The sequence below is a fragment of the Paenibacillus sp. FSL R7-269 genome (assembly GCF_000517865.1).
Classification (GTDB): domain Bacteria; phylum Bacillota; class Bacilli; order Paenibacillales; family Paenibacillaceae; genus Paenibacillus_AQ.
Window position 1 is genome coordinate 104,338 of sequence record NZ_ASPS01000016.1, and the last position, 15,359, is coordinate 119,696.

A 15,359-nucleotide genomic window follows, 5' to 3' on the forward strand; every position below is an offset into this window, starting at 1 on the left:
GTATGGACCATACCTCTATTCACTGGGCGCAGCAGGATAATCCAGCAGTTGCCGATGGGAGAAGCAGAATTCAAGGATACACGCGGCCTAATCGGATGGGTCGTTCACAGGTTCAAAAAAACGGCGAAACTGCCTGCCCCGTTGAACAAACACTATCTTTCGATAAATGCTGCAGGACTTGTCTTTATTGCGAACACCGCAATTCTGGGCTATAGAACCTTGAATAACTCGACCTATCCAGCCCTTCGCATCCACCTAATATTGAACATCGTTTATGTTGTGCTGACAGCCGGTTATATCGTACTGCTTGGACTTAAGTTGTGGAAGCAAAAGAACGGCAAACGAAGAACAATCCTATATGCGCTGTCCGGCTGTTCAGCATTGCTGTTCAGCGCACTTATCATCGGCTGGGATCTGTACTTTTAGTTTGCTTATGAAATGAGAAATTCTGAGATGCTAAAAAGCCTTTCTAATAACAAACTCCTACGCGGCACTAAATTTTCAAAATGTATTGATTCTCCGTGGCTAGAGGTTGTTATAGCTTGACGTTAAAACTTATTCATCATGATTGAACTTGTAATATAAGTCATTCACAAGCTTATAGATGCTGGTCCAATTAAGATTGCTGCAATTGCAAAATAAAATGACACTGAACCGTTTTTCATAAAATCTAACATAAATACTTCTGAATCCGGCATCTCCGCCCGTATGCCAAAGTGTCCTTTGTCCACACTTATTCTGGATCATCCAGCCATAGCTGTAACCGCCGCAGGAATCGGACAGCACTTCCCCGTCCGAACGGATACCCTCTTCGTAAATCCGTTTTTTAATATCCTGACCCAATAATTTACTGCCATACAGAATATCGTCATATAGCTTCATATCTGAAATTGAGGTAAATACATTTGCACAGCCTGTTGCAAGTGTATCGACATAATAGCATTTCAAGTCACTCTCATGTTGCTCATATCCGTAGGCTCTATTGGGAACAACAGGTTGTTTTTCATCAAAAACCAAAGTATGCTTCATGCCTGCTGCATCAAAAATATTTCTTTTCATATAATCAGCAAGGCTCATATTCATAATTCTCTCAATAATGATCGCCAACAGTACGTAATTGGAATTACAATATTCCATTTTACTGCCCGGTTTAAAGCATAATTGCTGCTGGGCCTCAAGCAGACTCAAAACCTCGGCATTTGTTGAGTACAGGGCGTTGTTTCTTGCCTTTTTCCAAAGCAAATCATTATAGTCTGCCAAGCCGGAAGCATGATGCGCCAAGTGATAAATCGTGATTTCATCTGCGTAATGCTTCAACTCGGGTATATATTTTACCAGCAGATCCTGTTCACAAAGCTTTTTGCTTTCAATAAGCTGCAATATGGCGATACCTGTAAACTGCTTGGATACAGATCCAACGTTAAATACAGTACTGGACGTAATAGGAATGCCATGTTCGCAGTTGGCAAGACCACGATAATCTTCGAATACCACATTCGAATTTTTGATTGCAATTAATGCGATTCCAGCTGAGTTATTTGTATAAGCTCCTTCATAATATCCTTCCAGTGTTATTTCCATATTCCCCCTCCTTTCTCCATTCAATAAAGGCGTGTGATGACTTTGTCATTTGCATGTATTCGTTTTTTTCCTATACCTATACGACCGGCACATAGTAGTCCAGCTCACAATAATCTTGGGTACACAGACTCCTATCTACATACTCAAAATGAAAGTGGTTCTCCCAATCAATCGGCTTGTTCTTTGTCAAAAAATCATCCTTGAAATCCCAAAATTCAAGCAGATGTTCCCATGTCAACTCCTCCGGAGGAAAAAAACCTATAAACCGGAAAACCGTATAGCTGCCGGCGGGAACGACAAGCCGCTTCATATCGATGGGCAAAGCGCTGTCTTTTCCAATCTCCATACTGGATAAGTAGTAGGTATACTGGCCCCTTTCTTCTCCCCAAAAGGTAAACCCGTAATAAACGTTTGGATTGACAGGCTGCATGATCCTTGAACGATGCCCGTGGAAAAATTCAACAGCCAGGCTAGTGGCTTTAAACTCCTGCAGATTTTCCTGGATACTCACCTGATGCAGCAGACCGCCAAGCTCAAAGGCAGGCCGAAAAACATGAAATGGCCTTACGAGCAGGGCATGATCCAATTCAATAAGGAGCGAAGGATCTGCCTTGGGCGTAATTGGAACATGGCGCGGGCTTCTTCGATATTCGGAAGGAGACAAGCCGAACTCGCCTTTAAAGGCCCTTGTAAAAGATTGCTCATACTCGAATCCATATTTTTCGGCAATACTCACAATTCGGTCATCGGTATGGATCAACTCGTACAAGCTTTCCGTCAGCTTCCGGGAACGAGCATACTCCATAATGCCGCGCCCGGTCAAAGACTTAAAAATCCGTTGAAGGTGGTACCTGGACAAGTACACCTGTCCGGATATATCCTCCATGGATAGATGTTGATACATATTCGCTTCAATACAATCAACGGTATTCTGGATATGCCCTATCCGATCATTCTCGCTCACATGTTCCCCCCAAGTCTGTGATCCCGGCTAACGAATTCATTTCTGGCACAAAGAGCACAATTTGTTAAGGTTGATTCTGCCCCTCTTTAGTATAATCAGGCTGATCAGAAAACGCATTCACAAAAATCCAGCAGAGGAGAATGAAGATGAACCCGCAAATCATAAGAAGCCATATTGATGAGGGCGGCACGTTTTATTTGGATATTCTGGGGAAATCCGAACACATGGAGAACGAACAACGTCCTCATTATACAATGATCCATCCCAAAAAGGGATACCATGGGGGAACGTCGATCTATAACATTCAAATTGAACATTTGCCCGAGCCCGAAGCATTACGCCTTGTACAGGAGATCAAAAGCTACAAGGAGCATATATTCTGGGGAATGTATCCCTCCGTGCGATTGATGCAGTATGTTGGGGAGGGTAAACCCAGACCGGAGCCATTGCCAGAGCCGAACGAGGAGGAGGCCGGTATGGCTCTGCTGGCCGCAGAGAAGCCCGAATATCCCAGGAATCCCAACCATATAACGGTACATAAGGTTAACAATGCTGAAGATTTCAAGCTCTGGGCGCTGCTTTGCAACTTCGTTATTCACCAAGGGTATCCCATTATTCATCCCGAGCTTCATTACCCGGTATGCCAGGAAGGTATTCTAACGTGCTTTAATGTGTATGATCAAGGAACACTGGCAGGGGTGTCATCTCTTTTAAATCACAATGGGGTTTTCTCCCTGGAATTTGTTGCTGTATCAGACGCCTTCCGCCGAAGAGGAGTCGCTACGGCAGGGGTCATCGCTGCTGTTGAAGATGCCTTTGCTCAAGGAGCCGAGCTGATTACGGTAAGGTCGATTGGAAAAAGCAAATATCTGCTCCCTAAGCTTGGATTCCGAATTTACTGAAAGACGAAAAGCCCTCTCCCAAAGGAGTGGGCTTTTGATAAAACGTCTCGGTTTTCTTCATAACGATTGGTTAATCAATTACTGTTTTTTTTTATTTTCGCCAATACATCTCAACTATTAGTCGTTCCTTACTAGCACCGAATTAAAAATATATTCTTTGTAGTGTCCGTTGTCAGATGAAAATCTTAAAATATTCCCGTCTTCGGGAATACCTTCAAAATAAGCTCCAATACAACCAGTAGTACATCTGTGACCTGATATTAAAATATTCACATTTCTTAAACTGTATTTAGCTTCAAGTTCATTCATAAAGTTGAAGACTCTTGATATGTAGGTCTTAATTTCTTCAACGCCTTTATAAACCCTCGTATCAGGTACTACTCCGACCATTTTTACATCGCCTTTTTTTAATCCATCGGCTTCACCTAAATCGAATACATCCAGTCTCTTATCAATTATCGCTTTAGCACCTGTTGCAATCTCAGCAGTTTGGATAGCTCTTTCTTGTGGGGAAGAAAAGACATAGTCAAATTTTGTATTCTTAAGTTTATCCCTTAAAAGTTCCGCTTGATTGATACCTACTTCATTTAATGGCAACCCTAGTCTACCTTGGAGTCTTCTCTCTTTGTTCAAATCTGTTTGTCCGTGTCGAACTACATAAATCATACTGTAACCTCCCCAACGTAATATTCGTATTTCCCCTTGTCCCTTGAACATTTTAATGCAGTCATAGTCATACTACCATATACTGGTACACAAGGAGAATGCACGAATTCTTTGTTCGTTTTGGATGTACGTACCATAGCATTGAGGAAAATTTTGTACGGAACAGACAACGGTAAACTATGCCGCGACAACAAAAAGCAATTCGCTAGGCAGAATGACCTTGCCCTCTTCTCAAATCAGGCATTAACCCTTGATGCTTTTACCGTCCAAAATGAACGCATCCAATCCGAACAGCAAGGAATTATGAAACGAAAAGTTGAATTGGAATCCATTCTCGAAATGCAAAAAGACACGGAAGAGAGATTCCGTGCCTACTTCATCAAGATTCACTACAACATTGCCCAACCTCAAGGAAAAGGCGAATTACTACAAGGGGCTTAGTCATTAGCCCCTTTCAATTTTAGTAACACTGTACACTCCACATGTACCGTATGCGGGATAATATCCCGCTCCGGTGCTTTATGCTGAAGTCCGAAAAAGCCTGCTGTTACAGCATTTAATGAAGTGCATATATGTTTGCTGCGGCAGATATATGCAACTTCATGCTGAGTTTCGTCCCCAATTTGTCCCCAAGAAGAACTTGCAGCTATAAGTTTATTTGTTAAGTTTGATTAATCTCTTTCTCTAAAATCCCTATGCTATGTTCACATAGGTTAAAAATATCTTTAAAATCTCTTCTTTTATCTCTCTAGTTCTAAAACAAATCTTGAAGGTGTCTGTCGCTTTTTCCCCCAAGGTGTCTCTTTGACCAATGGATATGTTAAATAACAGAGCCTTTTTGAACGTGTTATTGCAACAAACATGTTATGTCGTTCCTCAGTAATCTGTTTATTATCTTTTGAACTATTATACGCGTTAATTGCTCTATAGTCAGGAAAAACCCCATCATTTAATCCCATAATAAATACAACGTCATACTCTAATCCCTTAGACATATGCACTGTGCTTAATACTATACCTTTATCATTAGTGCTCTGTGCACTACCTAAAGAAACAGTCCTCACAAAATTGCCTAATGATCTTTCTCCAGAAGTGGAATTTTTGATGTAACTTTTCCAATTTATTTCCCATGCCTTTATGTCTTCATTAATGAGTATTTTTTCATGTTCATCTATTTTAGTTTCTGCATCTTCAATAAAAGTTTTTAGAAGTTTTATTGCTGTATGAAATTTTACCTCTCTGTCATTTTTTAACAAAAGATCCCACGCATTATTTAAAGCAAGCATTAAAGCCTTCCAATGATCCGAAATGTTATTATCCCATCTTAGTTCTTCAAATGTTCCATTTTTTATTTTAGAATTAATGAGTTTTTCCAGTTCAATAAAATGCAATCTATCCCGATTGTTTACTAATAATCTTATACCCAATTCAAACGCTTTAATAAAATCCGATTCGCTTGTAAAAGAGCCTTTTGCAGATACTTTTAAAGTATATTCCAAATCATTTGCTTTTAGTAATTCCTCTACTCGACTAAATACATATCTGTTTCTTGCAATAATAGCAATTTGTCCTAGTGAGATAGAACAATTTTCAACATCTGGATGCCCATTTTTCAACAGGAATAAAATTTTAGACATAATATATTCTGCTTCTTTAAATTCATCTTGAAACTCATGTATTTCAAATTCGCCTTGATACTTACATGTTCCATAAACCTCAAAAGATGGTTCGATAATATGGGCTGCTTCTATAACTAACTGTGATGAGCGGTAATTCTCATGGAGTTGCATTTTATGAGCATTAAACTCAGCCAAGAATATCTTGTCAAGATATTCATTTGAAGCTCCACTAAAACCATAAATTGATTGGTTAGGATCTCCTACCATTGTAATTCCTATCTGCTCACCAGCAAGCGCCTTAATTACCTCATACTGGGCTTTATTTAAATCTTGTGCCTCATCGACACAAATATACTTGTACACTTTTCTATACAATCGAGATACACTCTCTCTCTCAGTGAGTATTTGATATGTGTACCTAAGAATATCATCAAAATCAATGACTCCTTGTTGCAATAGAAGATTGTTATATTCTTCAAATAACGTCTGGATTAGTGGATCATCAGAGTAATCATCTGCAAACTTCAGATTCCTTTTTGCATTACTTAAATCATCAAGGAAAGCCTTTATTACTTTTTGATTCTCTTTCGAATCCCCACTTAAATACTCTGTCTTAAAAGAAGGGACATTCTCAATTGCTTCTTTAAAAATATGAAGTCTGTCGTTATAAGACTCACAAATGTGCAACTCATCTGGCAATCCAATTGCACTTCCTCTTGAACTAATAATATCAAAACAAAAGCTGTGTATCGTTCCAACATATGTGTAATCGTAGAATTTCTTTTCCCCCAATGAGGCTATAAGCCTTTCTTTTAATACTTCTGTAGCTTTATTACTAAAAGTAATTGCCAGTATTTTCTCGCCTCTTTTTAAATTCAAGATTAGTTTTGTTATCCGTTCAGTAAGAACTCTTGTTTTCCCACTCCCAGCCCCAGCTATCACTAATAAGTTTTTACCTGAATAATTAACAACTGCTTCTTGATCTCTTGATAAAGAAATACTCATCACATCCCACCCTCTTTCATGTCATTTTCAACTTTAATAAATAAATCTTTTAGTTTTTTTGGGATTCTCTTCGATTTCAACTTTGATTTACAGATCTCTTCTGCAATTGCTGTAGGGTATTTGGTTTTATCGGACATAATGCAATCTCTTATAGCTCGACAATATCCTCCATCAGCATCAGCTTTATAGTTTCTAATAACTCCACCTTTAGCCTTTTGCTCGTTATAATGTTCGATATAATATTTCATATAGTTAGGATCACTTTCAATTTGACAAATTGCCTTCGTTATTTCTTTAACATAGCCTTGAGATAGACAATAGGTCTCAAAACATTCACCATTATCAATTACAAAAACATTATCAAATTCATCAAGGTTAGGTTGTACTTGTGTATCTTTTAATTTTTTCAAACAAGTCTTCAAATCATTTAGTGGTTGAGGTTCACCGTCACTAAATACATACCATTTTATATGTAATCGATCTAAAATCCTCATAAAAGGAGTGTAGTTATTCCCTCCTACTCCAATAACGTTAATACCCAACTCAAACGGTTCTTTTTTGAAATACTCTCTTAAAAAAACGCTCAATGCTTGCTCCTCAGTTTCTCCTTCTGCCAAGATAACTGCATTAGCATATAATATTTCACCTCTTGTATTCATAACAGTTCTTTTTATTTTACGTACATCATCTTCACTTAACCCATCAATTAATAAAGGCAGTACTTCAGAAGTTGCGCCAGTTTTTCTAACATACCTTATTTTATCTAAATCTATTTGTGATAGAATATAAGGCGAATGTGTTGTAATGATTTTTTGTCCGTTCATTTCATTAATATTCGAAAAGAGTTGACGTTGTGCCTGAGGATGAACATGAACTTCTGGCTCTTCTACTAATATTAGTGGTAAATAGGCATAATCATCGATTTGCCTCTTTTTCATCTTACTGTTGATTTCTGCTTTAACAGTTGAAAATACTGCCCAACTACGAACGCCTAATCCTAAATTTTCAATAGAAGTAGGCATAGAGCTTTTATTGCTATAGTAGATATTCATTCCCCTATAAAGAGATTCTATGTCCTTTGTAATAGGGCTAATATCTACAACACTTTCCTTATCGGAAGTAGTGACTTTTAGTTCTTGACTTATTGATTTCAATATTTCACTTTCACGAATTATTTTTTTGTTTAGCCGCTGCAATTGAAGTTCAATATTTCCCCGTACGTTCTCAGAAACCTGTATTTTTTCTACTTGCATCAAATGGTTCTTCAGCAGAAACATAAATATCTTCTCTGAAGACTGAAGAAAATTCAAATGCTAAGTTCATAGCTTGTATAATATTAGACTTGCCTGAATTATTTTTACCGACAATTACTGTATAATCATCAAGAATTATCGATACGTCCTTTAAGGATCGGAAATTATTTATGTAAATATCTCTTACAAGTATACCCACATTAAGTCACCTCATGATTTCAAGATATTTGAATAACGATGTTTGTATAAACTTCGACGTTCTCTTCTGCCTACCTCTATATATTTGCATAAAATTATCCGAGACGATTGTCCCGGATAATTTTAAAAAAGAAATAGTTAATTACAACGGCAATGAATCTGTCAACTTAATAATTCTATAATTTCAACCTCTATTTTCAATCCTAAACAACTTATCTTGATCAGAAAGACGAAGAACAATATGTTCACTACTATCAAGTTCACTTGGTAATTTATCTTTTAAAATTGAAAATACTAGTTGTATTTTATTATCCTTTGCAAATTTACTGACTTTTTTTAGTTGGTTCCCATGCATTAGCTCCTTCTTATCGTTAAGAATAAAGTTTAAGAATGGCAGGCCTTCTTTTCTAGCAAACAAAATGTAAGCAATATCAAAGCATATTATTTCTCCCTGCTTCTTTCCGGAACTTGTATTTGCATTAAAACTTTCAAAATGATAATAATTCTGTTTAGTTTTATTATCTTCTTTTATGGTAAACGTGATACCATATTGCTCACCATATAGTTCGCTGGAAACATCAGCAAAAACACTATTAAATTCTTTTAACTTAATCTTCAATTTTTCTTGGAATTCTTCAGAAAATCTATCCCCATCTAATAATTCTATTTCTTCACTTAAATTTTTGATGTTTTTTTCTACAGATTCTAGTTGTTCAATCCCGTTATCTAACTCACCTACACGCTGGTATGATTTTGTGAGGTCACCAATGATGTCCTCTAAATCTTGAAAGGTATCGCTTCCCGCAATTTTTTTGGACAAATTATTTTCTTCATTTAATAAGCCTGTAAGAATTTGCTTATATTCTTCTATTGAAGAACGTATTCTAGGAATATCCTGCGTAACAAACCTAATCTTCTCCAAAATCATTTTATTATGATATTCAACAAGCTGTTCAAAGGTACTCTGGATATTAGAAATATCTTTTTTTGCTGTTCTATATATTTCTCGTAATTCAGGTAGATTGATATCAGACATATCTGACTGCAGTTCTTCTTCTGTCTCAATTAATAGTTGTTCCCGCAATTTCAACTCACCGATTCTTGAGCTGACACTACTCACTCTATATTTTAAATCATTCAATTCTTCAAGCTCTTGCTTATAGTTTTCATTAATATTCAGGTTATTTTTTCTTTTTTCTAAAGCAACAATGTTGTTTTTAACAATATCTAATTGTAGTTCTAATTCGTTTTTCGAGTGCTTTTTTTCCAGGCGCTTTTTATATTCTTGTTCTCCTTTCAATTTAGTATTTAATTGTGATCGATCTGAAACAGGTAAGCCAAACATAAATAGATTTAATGTTTCATATTCAAAGTTCGTAGTAAAAGTGTTCAAAACTCGAAGTGTATTATTTATTCTATTATTTTGATATCTAACATAATGCGCTAATAACTGGCGAAGCGTAGGCTTAAGCACTTCTCTTTCGCCAATTAATAAAAGATCGATCTTTTTTTCAAAATCTTTTCCGTTATTCTTCGGATAATTCACTCCGTTAACAGACATGATTTTTTTGTTTCTTTGCAAAAAATTACGCTTAATTACGACTTCTTGTGATGACTCATCCATAAGATCCGCTTTAAGAATTAAAGTAATTAGAACTTGTTGGTCCACCAAGTGATTCTTAACATAGTCTATTTCCTTTTTCGTTTCAGGATCAATATAAATCAGTTCTGCATCTCCGCCCAAACAGTAGTCAATCAGTGCAAGAACAGTTGTTTTCCCAATATTATTACCAGTTTCTAAATCACTTTTCCCTGTAGTTTCATCAACTATTAAGTTTGCACCAAGATGAAAATTGATTTTTCGAACTATTTCCGAAACAGAGGATATTATCATTTCTTTTAAGTACATATAGAAATTTGTCCTTCCTCATTTACTTTAACTGCTTCGATAAGATATAACCAATCTAAGCAGTATGAGAATACTTTTAAAGAAATATCATATTGTTGCTTCAATAATTGATAAATAGCAACTATTTCTTTTTCTTCAGTTCCATGAATTTCTTTTAAAACTAATGATGCATAATAGAAAATACTTAACTCAGGTTTTATATCGTTAGGAAGCAACATGATTATACCCCTTAGGATTCTTAAAAATTTTGCATCTAATAAAAGCATCCACTGTAATGATTCTTACACACATTTCGACAACATCTTCTTCAATATCATTTAGATTATTACTATTAGTTATATACTCTTCAACATTACTTACAACATTGAAAAACTTTTCCACATTACTTATGTCATTTCTGCATAATTCTTTTTCATAGAAAGAGGTTAGTTTCCTCAGTACGGATACTCTTTTATTCTTCCCTTCATGCTCGAACTCCTTATAAATTCTATCCAGTTTTGAATAGTATGGAATATATTCGTTAATAGTGGTTTCTTTAATAATATCCAGTTCATTATAAATAATTTTTTCATCAATGTTATAATGGTTAAGTTTTGTAGGTAAACCACCTTCATCTAAGTCTTCTTCTGACAATAAATTTACGATTGTAGCTAAATTGGAAGTGATTTTTAATGGACTTGGTGCTCCGCCGAATTCCTTTATAAACATGTCATATACAAGACTGTAAGCACCAATAGTTAATTGTGAGATAGAAGTTAGTAAACTTACCCTATCAATAATGTCTTCTTGCGGCGAAAAAGCGATGTTATGAGGATTAGCATACTTTTTACTTCTCAAACTTTGCACTTCATCTGCAATGAAAATAAATTTGATACTATAGTTCTCTAAGGCGTAGTCAGATGTCTTCTTTTTTTTCAACGTACTCTCTATTTTTTGCTTAGTTGCAGTTGAAGAAACTTGAATAACAAGTTTATTTTCAGAATCTATTAAATCAATAGCTGCCATATTGGCACTTGAAACATTTGCAGACTCAAGTTTAAAGCCATATACATTGTTTAATAAATCTCTATAGAACGTTTCAGCGTGAATATTCAGGTCTAAAACATTTAATTTACCATTGGTTTTTATTCTATGAGATAGTATCTCAAGCTTCTCTGAAATTTCATTATAATACCGTTGTCTTTTCATTAACGAAGCTTCACCTCTCGTTTTTTATAGGTATTAAAGCCTTATTATGTTCCGAAGTCAAATGCTGTTGTATTCATTATAATAGTAAGAACGTTCAGACGATAGAAAAATCTCAATAAGAATGCGTAAGGCATTTCTCTACATGTACTCCCACGACAAGATAATATCTCTTATTGTTTTCGTGGAAGTACGCTTCTCCGGCAAATACTAAAAAATTTGATTATAGTCGAATTGATCTATAACACTAACTTCTTCTTGCGCCACAACACTATTACCAATTTTGTAATTAGAGTAAGAATTATCAGGCCATGTCGCTAAGTATTCCGAAAAGGTAGTGTCATCCATAAATGGAACTCTAAATGGCGCATCTGTACCAAGTCCTGAAGCTATGAAGATCCCAGCATACCCTTGATCAGGTATTCGTTGGTTAGCCCGATCATCCCCGTAAATGAGTGTGGAAGCCTGAATGCTGAGATATGAGGACATTTTGACCGCTATATTATCTCTTATGCCTGTACTGCCTAAGGAACGGGCATCCGGGCGTTGTGTACTGAGAATCATATGAATCCCCGATGCGCGAGCTTTTTGGAGCAACAGTTCGGTGTTCTGAATGCTTGGCTTTTGAATATTAGGGTCACTATGACCCATAACTGTCGCCACTTCGTCGATGAAACAGACAATGCGCGGCAGTGATGGCAGCCCTTGCTGGTCACGCAGAGCCTCATAGCCCTCAAAGTTCTTAAAACCATGCTTCTTTAAGAACTCAGCGCGAATGGACATTTCCTTAACAAGCTTCGTACTAAAATCTGGGTACTGGTCTACTTCTTCGATCACACTGTAGCCTTTGGAATAGTAAGGAGCATACTCAAGCCCGTTTTTAAAATCGACGAACAACATGAGAACGTCTTTTTCTTTCATCTGCCGAATGATATTATTGACGGTTGCTGATTTGCCACTCTTTGTAATGCCGACTACCAACAAATGAGGCTGGTCATAATAATCCCAGTAGATTTTTTGTTTTACATCTCGGCCCAATATTACAAGGTTCCTTTCTTTTGGTGTGGGCGTTTCCTTGTAGGTGACAAACAAAGGTAACTGAGTTGTGATAAGCTCAATTGCTGTAACTCCCACCTCTTGATAATTGGAATGGACACGATAGACTCTTTTTCTGACTAAGCTTTCTACAATAGCCTCACGTTTACTGAACTCACTAGCTGGGATTCCAGCGATACGGAACACATGCAGTTCTGTAGATTCCTCTTTGATGTATTCAGGTGTAATATAGGAAGCTTTTGAAAAATGTTGTTCAATAAACTTCTTCCAAACGGCATCAAGATAATTAGCATTAGCAAAGGTAGATTCTATAGATCCAGTATGAACCTCTTTAGCCTCTAAACACCCAAATTGGTTAGGGATTTGTTTATAGCTGCTTTCTGCTTGATGCTTTTGATAACTAACGGCATGAAGAACACTTTGGATCTGAGCAACTTCTTTCAACCGCTTACTGAGTAGTAAGGTTTTAGCCTGTTGGTGAAGCTGTGCGAGATTCGCATAATAGAGGTGTTCAGCAGCAATATGGTCGGCAGTAACAGTACGAATGACAGGGAGCAGCTTATAGCCCTTGTAAGTGCAAATGAGAATCAGGAATACTACTGCTATTAAGCCTATGGGGAACCAATCAAAAGGGAACCAGCTAAATACATGCAATAGCATCACTGTCAATGAAGCCATTGAAACTGAACCCAACAGCCACAAGAATCGCCGTCGGAGCAACGGAGCTTTCAGGCCAAGTAGAAAGGCTAGATGAAAACCTAACGATGTATAAGGGAGCCTGAGTGTATCATAGCGGAGTATCAATCTAACCGCTTGATCAATCCTCCCTTGAGGTGTATCTCGTTCAAAGAATGCCTTTCCTGCAAATTCATTCAGTAAATTATAGGCGGCTTGCAAATCGTCTTTCGTTTTCTCCAGCCAAACAGCGATTGTGGCCTTTCGCAAGCGTTCTTGATCATCGTAGCGCCACCAAGCCGCAGCATTCTTAACGGGTGGTGAAATGAATGCAAGGCCACGGCAAGAGGTAATAAGGATGTTCTTAGCTTTCGCTCTTGCTCTTTTAAGTAGTCGCATGTACACCCTCCTGTGAGATTTAGAGCTTGCAAGGTTGCCCAACACAAGCCCTTTTGATGTTAACGAAACAGTTCTTTCAGTAACTTATTAGGTTTTGTCATATTCTTTCAATTGACAGAATGACCATCAAATTTCAATCCCCCCTCCGATGCGGAGACTCTTGCCAATTCACACAAACTGTTTTTAAGGAAATCTGATTTGGTAAACTCCAGTGCCTCGAAGATACTAATGTCGAGCGTTTTGAAAAAAGTTCTTATCTCGAATAAAGACAAACAGCCAACGGCAAATATTGAACCTCTTCCCTTGAGGATATGCTATGGAAACCCAGGTCAGCAGAATCCATGCAAAGTTACAAAGCGTTTCAGTGAATCGTGATGCCTATATTTGAGTTAGTTTCTGCCCTGATATAGCCTGATTAGACGTACTTCAACCTGAGAAAAACCACAATAGCCTGCCATAATACTCAGTCCTAAAAATGGAAAAATAAATACATACCTCCCTAACTTCTAAGTAAGAAAAATCCGGCATCAAAACCATTAGTTTTTCATAAGAAACACCTCATTTCTTCACTTTTCAACTTAATTAGATAGACTCTCCGTAGTTACAATCTCTGTGTAAATGCCCAATCTGACTTTCGGAAAAGACAGACGTTGTGTTGGAAAGAGCTGAAGGAGGAGAAGATTGCGTTGTAATATTTCTCAAATACATATTTTTCAAAATCTCTTTAAACCTTTAATAAAGTTCAAATAAAAAAAGGATACGCGGAATACTAAAGCGTATCCTTGCATCCTTCACCTAATTCTTCTGACTCTATTACATTTTTATCCACAAATAAGTTGTATATTATAGTTATATAACTTCTTGAGCGGTCAATCGCTAATTCCTAGTACTTTATATATTGTTCCAAGCGTTATAAGCTCTCCCTCAGAATCATACACAATTGGTTCATTATCTATTGTTCCTTTATAAGGATAGTGTGTTTTTGCATAAACCTTAGACATCATATAATATCTGTCAATTATCCCATTAATATTCCCATTTTTATCGTGGCTTGAAATTTCAATATAAAGGATAAAATTTACATCTAAGTTTGAAAGTATTTGCTGTTTATCTAACGTAAATTTAGTGTATTTTGTATTTGTGTCATAGATTTCTCCATTCTGTAACACAGCACTTACACCCCAAGTTTCTTTTCCGTTAATTATATTAGAGGGTAATTTGAATTTGAGCGTTCTTGTAACTTCATCCCAAGTCATAGGGTTGAAAACAATCGGCCCAGTAATTCTTTGATTATCCGATAGTTTCCACTCCCAAGTAGGTGTTGTCCAAGGCACTGTTATTCTTAACTCCGCTATTTTTTGGTAATTAGCTGGTTTAAGAACAAACGTTGCACCAAACCCCTCTGTAAGTGCACGTAGAGGAATCATTATGTGGCCATTATCCACTATTGGTGCTCCGCTAATAGTCTTTACTACTCCATCGACTATAATCTTTTTACTATTAAGAGTTAACACTAACTCATGAAGAACTGGTTTTTTAACTGTGAGAGTAATAGGATTCTGATTAGAGGTGTAATTCACATTCAACCCCAAATAATCTACAATATCTCTTAAAGGTATATATGTAATGTGAGATTGATCATCAATGAAGCTGTAGTATGTCCCTTTAACAGACTGATTGTTAACAAAAACTTTAATATTGCTTGTCCATGATGCAGAAACGATACTTGATAAACCACTAAAAGAAGTTATTAATAAAACCATAGAAATTATAACCTTTATACTCAATTCAACAATGTTCTTTAATTTATATGGATATTTATCATACTTCATACTTAACCTCCCGTTATAGCTTTTGTGAAGATTGTTTAGACTTTTACATATGAATCAAATAATTTTAGTTTTATAATACTCTGATATCAAATCATAATTCGCTCCCATTAAGGTC

The 15,359-nt window shown here is 36.6% G+C and carries 14 protein-coding genes; 3 read left to right on the forward strand and 11 right to left on the reverse strand.

The window, feature by feature from the left end:
* Nucleotides 1–48: 48 nt before the first annotated feature.
* Nucleotides 49–426, forward strand: a complete 378-nt coding sequence (locus C162_RS07755; RefSeq protein ID WP_036693190.1) for a hypothetical protein — start codon at nucleotides 49–51, stop codon at nucleotides 424–426.
* A 129-nt stretch (nucleotides 427–555) separates the two neighbouring features.
* Here the strand turns inward: C162_RS07755 and C162_RS07760 are convergent, their stop codons facing one another.
* Nucleotides 556–1,581: a serine hydrolase domain-containing protein gene (locus C162_RS07760; RefSeq protein ID WP_036693193.1), complete on the reverse strand. Its 1,026-nt coding sequence runs from the start codon at nucleotides 1,579–1,581 to the stop codon at nucleotides 556–558.
* A 76-nt stretch (nucleotides 1,582–1,657) separates the two neighbouring features.
* Nucleotides 1,658–2,545: an AraC family transcriptional regulator gene (locus tag C162_RS07765; protein ID WP_036693195.1), complete on the reverse strand. Its 888-nt coding sequence runs from the start codon at nucleotides 2,543–2,545 to the stop codon at nucleotides 1,658–1,660.
* Nucleotides 2,546–2,685: 140 nt separating this feature from the next.
* Between C162_RS07765 and C162_RS07770 the strand changes: the two genes are divergently transcribed.
* Nucleotides 2,686–3,447 (forward strand): GNAT family N-acetyltransferase, encoded by a 762-nt coding sequence (locus C162_RS07770; protein WP_084648850.1) that lies wholly within the window; start codon nucleotides 2,686–2,688, stop codon nucleotides 3,445–3,447.
* A gap of 117 nt (nucleotides 3,448–3,564) precedes the next feature.
* On the opposite strand, the gene C162_RS07775 is transcribed toward C162_RS07770, so the two are convergent.
* On the reverse strand, nucleotides 3,565–4,113 hold the full coding sequence (locus tag C162_RS07775; RefSeq protein ID WP_036693199.1) for a histidine phosphatase family protein: 549 nt from the start codon (nucleotides 4,111–4,113) through the stop codon (nucleotides 3,565–3,567).
* Nucleotides 4,114–4,266: 153 nt separating this feature from the next.
* Here C162_RS07775 and C162_RS07780 point away from each other — a divergent pair, with 153 nt between their 5' ends.
* On the forward strand, nucleotides 4,267–4,554 hold the full coding sequence (locus C162_RS07780; protein WP_162174446.1) for a hypothetical protein: 288 nt from the start codon (nucleotides 4,267–4,269) through the stop codon (nucleotides 4,552–4,554).
* A gap of 299 nt (nucleotides 4,555–4,853) precedes the next feature.
* Here C162_RS07780 and C162_RS07785 read toward each other — a convergent pair whose 3' ends face one another.
* From C162_RS07785 to C162_RS07815, 8 genes are all read right to left on the reverse strand, one after another.
* Nucleotides 4,854–6,737, reverse strand: coding sequence for an ATP-dependent helicase (locus tag C162_RS07785; RefSeq protein WP_051493302.1), 1,884 nt, complete (start codon nucleotides 6,735–6,737; stop codon nucleotides 4,854–4,856).
* Complete coding sequence (locus C162_RS07790) at nucleotides 6,737–7,990, reverse strand: ATP-dependent nuclease (RefSeq protein WP_162174447.1); 1,254 nt, start codon at nucleotides 7,988–7,990, stop codon at nucleotides 6,737–6,739. Before C162_RS07790 ends, C162_RS07785 begins: the two co-directional genes overlap by 1 nt.
* Entirely contained in the window at nucleotides 7,962–8,189 is a 228-nt protein-coding gene (locus tag C162_RS35275) for an AAA family ATPase (protein ID WP_084648851.1), read from the reverse strand. The genes C162_RS07790 and C162_RS35275 overlap by 29 nt, the downstream gene beginning before the upstream one ends.
* A gap of 183 nt (nucleotides 8,190–8,372) precedes the next feature.
* Nucleotides 8,373–10,097, reverse strand: a complete 1,725-nt coding sequence (locus C162_RS07795) for a DUF2326 domain-containing protein (RefSeq protein WP_036693207.1) — start codon at nucleotides 10,095–10,097, stop codon at nucleotides 8,373–8,375.
* Nucleotides 10,088–10,315: an ABC-three component system middle component 6 gene (locus C162_RS07800; protein ID WP_036693209.1), complete on the reverse strand. Its 228-nt coding sequence runs from the start codon at nucleotides 10,313–10,315 to the stop codon at nucleotides 10,088–10,090. The genes C162_RS07795 and C162_RS07800 overlap by 10 nt, the downstream gene beginning before the upstream one ends.
* Nucleotides 10,302–11,285 carry an ABC-three component system protein gene (locus C162_RS07805; protein ID WP_036693211.1) on the reverse strand — a complete coding sequence of 328 codons (984 nt, stop codon included), beginning with the start codon at nucleotides 11,283–11,285 and terminating at the stop codon, nucleotides 10,302–10,304. Before C162_RS07805 ends, C162_RS07800 begins: the two co-directional genes overlap by 14 nt.
* Nucleotides 11,286–11,492: 207 nt before the next feature.
* Entirely contained in the window at nucleotides 11,493–13,412 is a 1,920-nt protein-coding gene (locus C162_RS07810) for an FtsK/SpoIIIE domain-containing protein (protein WP_036693213.1), read from the reverse strand.
* Between the two features lie 869 nt (nucleotides 13,413–14,281).
* The gene (locus C162_RS07815; RefSeq protein WP_036693215.1) at nucleotides 14,282–15,244 is read right to left on the reverse strand and encodes a copper amine oxidase N-terminal domain-containing protein; all 963 of its coding nucleotides are present in this window, start codon (nucleotides 15,242–15,244) and stop codon (nucleotides 14,282–14,284) included.
* Nucleotides 15,245–15,359: the final 115 nt, after the last annotated feature.

Bases quoted from the DNA above. Each gene is read 5' to 3' on its own strand.
- C162_RS07810 (WP_036693213.1), bottom strand. From the start codon at position 13,412: ATGCGACTACTTAAAAGAGCAAGAGCGAAAGCTAAGAACATCCTTATT.
- C162_RS07800 (WP_036693209.1), bottom strand. From the start codon at position 10,315: ATGTTGCTTCCTAACGATATAAAACCTGAGTTAAGTATTTTCTATTAT.
- C162_RS07760 (WP_036693193.1), bottom strand. From the start codon at position 1,581: ATGGAAATAACACTGGAAGGATATTATGAAGGAGCTTATACAAATAAC.
- C162_RS07775 (WP_036693199.1), bottom strand. From the start codon at position 4,113: ATGATTTATGTAGTTCGACACGGACAAACAGATTTGAACAAAGAGAGA.
- C162_RS07795 (WP_036693207.1), bottom strand. From the start codon at position 10,097: ATGTACTTAAAAGAAATGATAATATCCTCTGTTTCGGAAATAGTTCGA.
- C162_RS07805 (WP_036693211.1), bottom strand. From the start codon at position 11,285: ATGAAAAGACAACGGTATTATAATGAAATTTCAGAGAAGCTTGAGATA.
- C162_RS07785 (WP_051493302.1), bottom strand. From the start codon at position 6,737: ATGAGTATTTCTTTATCAAGAGATCAAGAAGCAGTTGTTAATTATTCA.
- C162_RS07790 (WP_162174447.1), bottom strand. From the start codon at position 7,990: ATGCAAGTAGAAAAAATACAGGTTTCTGAGAACGTACGGGGAAATATT.
- C162_RS07770 (WP_084648850.1), top strand. From the start codon at position 2,686: ATGAAGATGAACCCGCAAATCATAAGAAGCCATATTGATGAGGGCGGC.
- C162_RS07815 (WP_036693215.1), bottom strand. From the start codon at position 15,244: ATGAAGTATGATAAATATCCATATAAATTAAAGAACATTGTTGAATTG.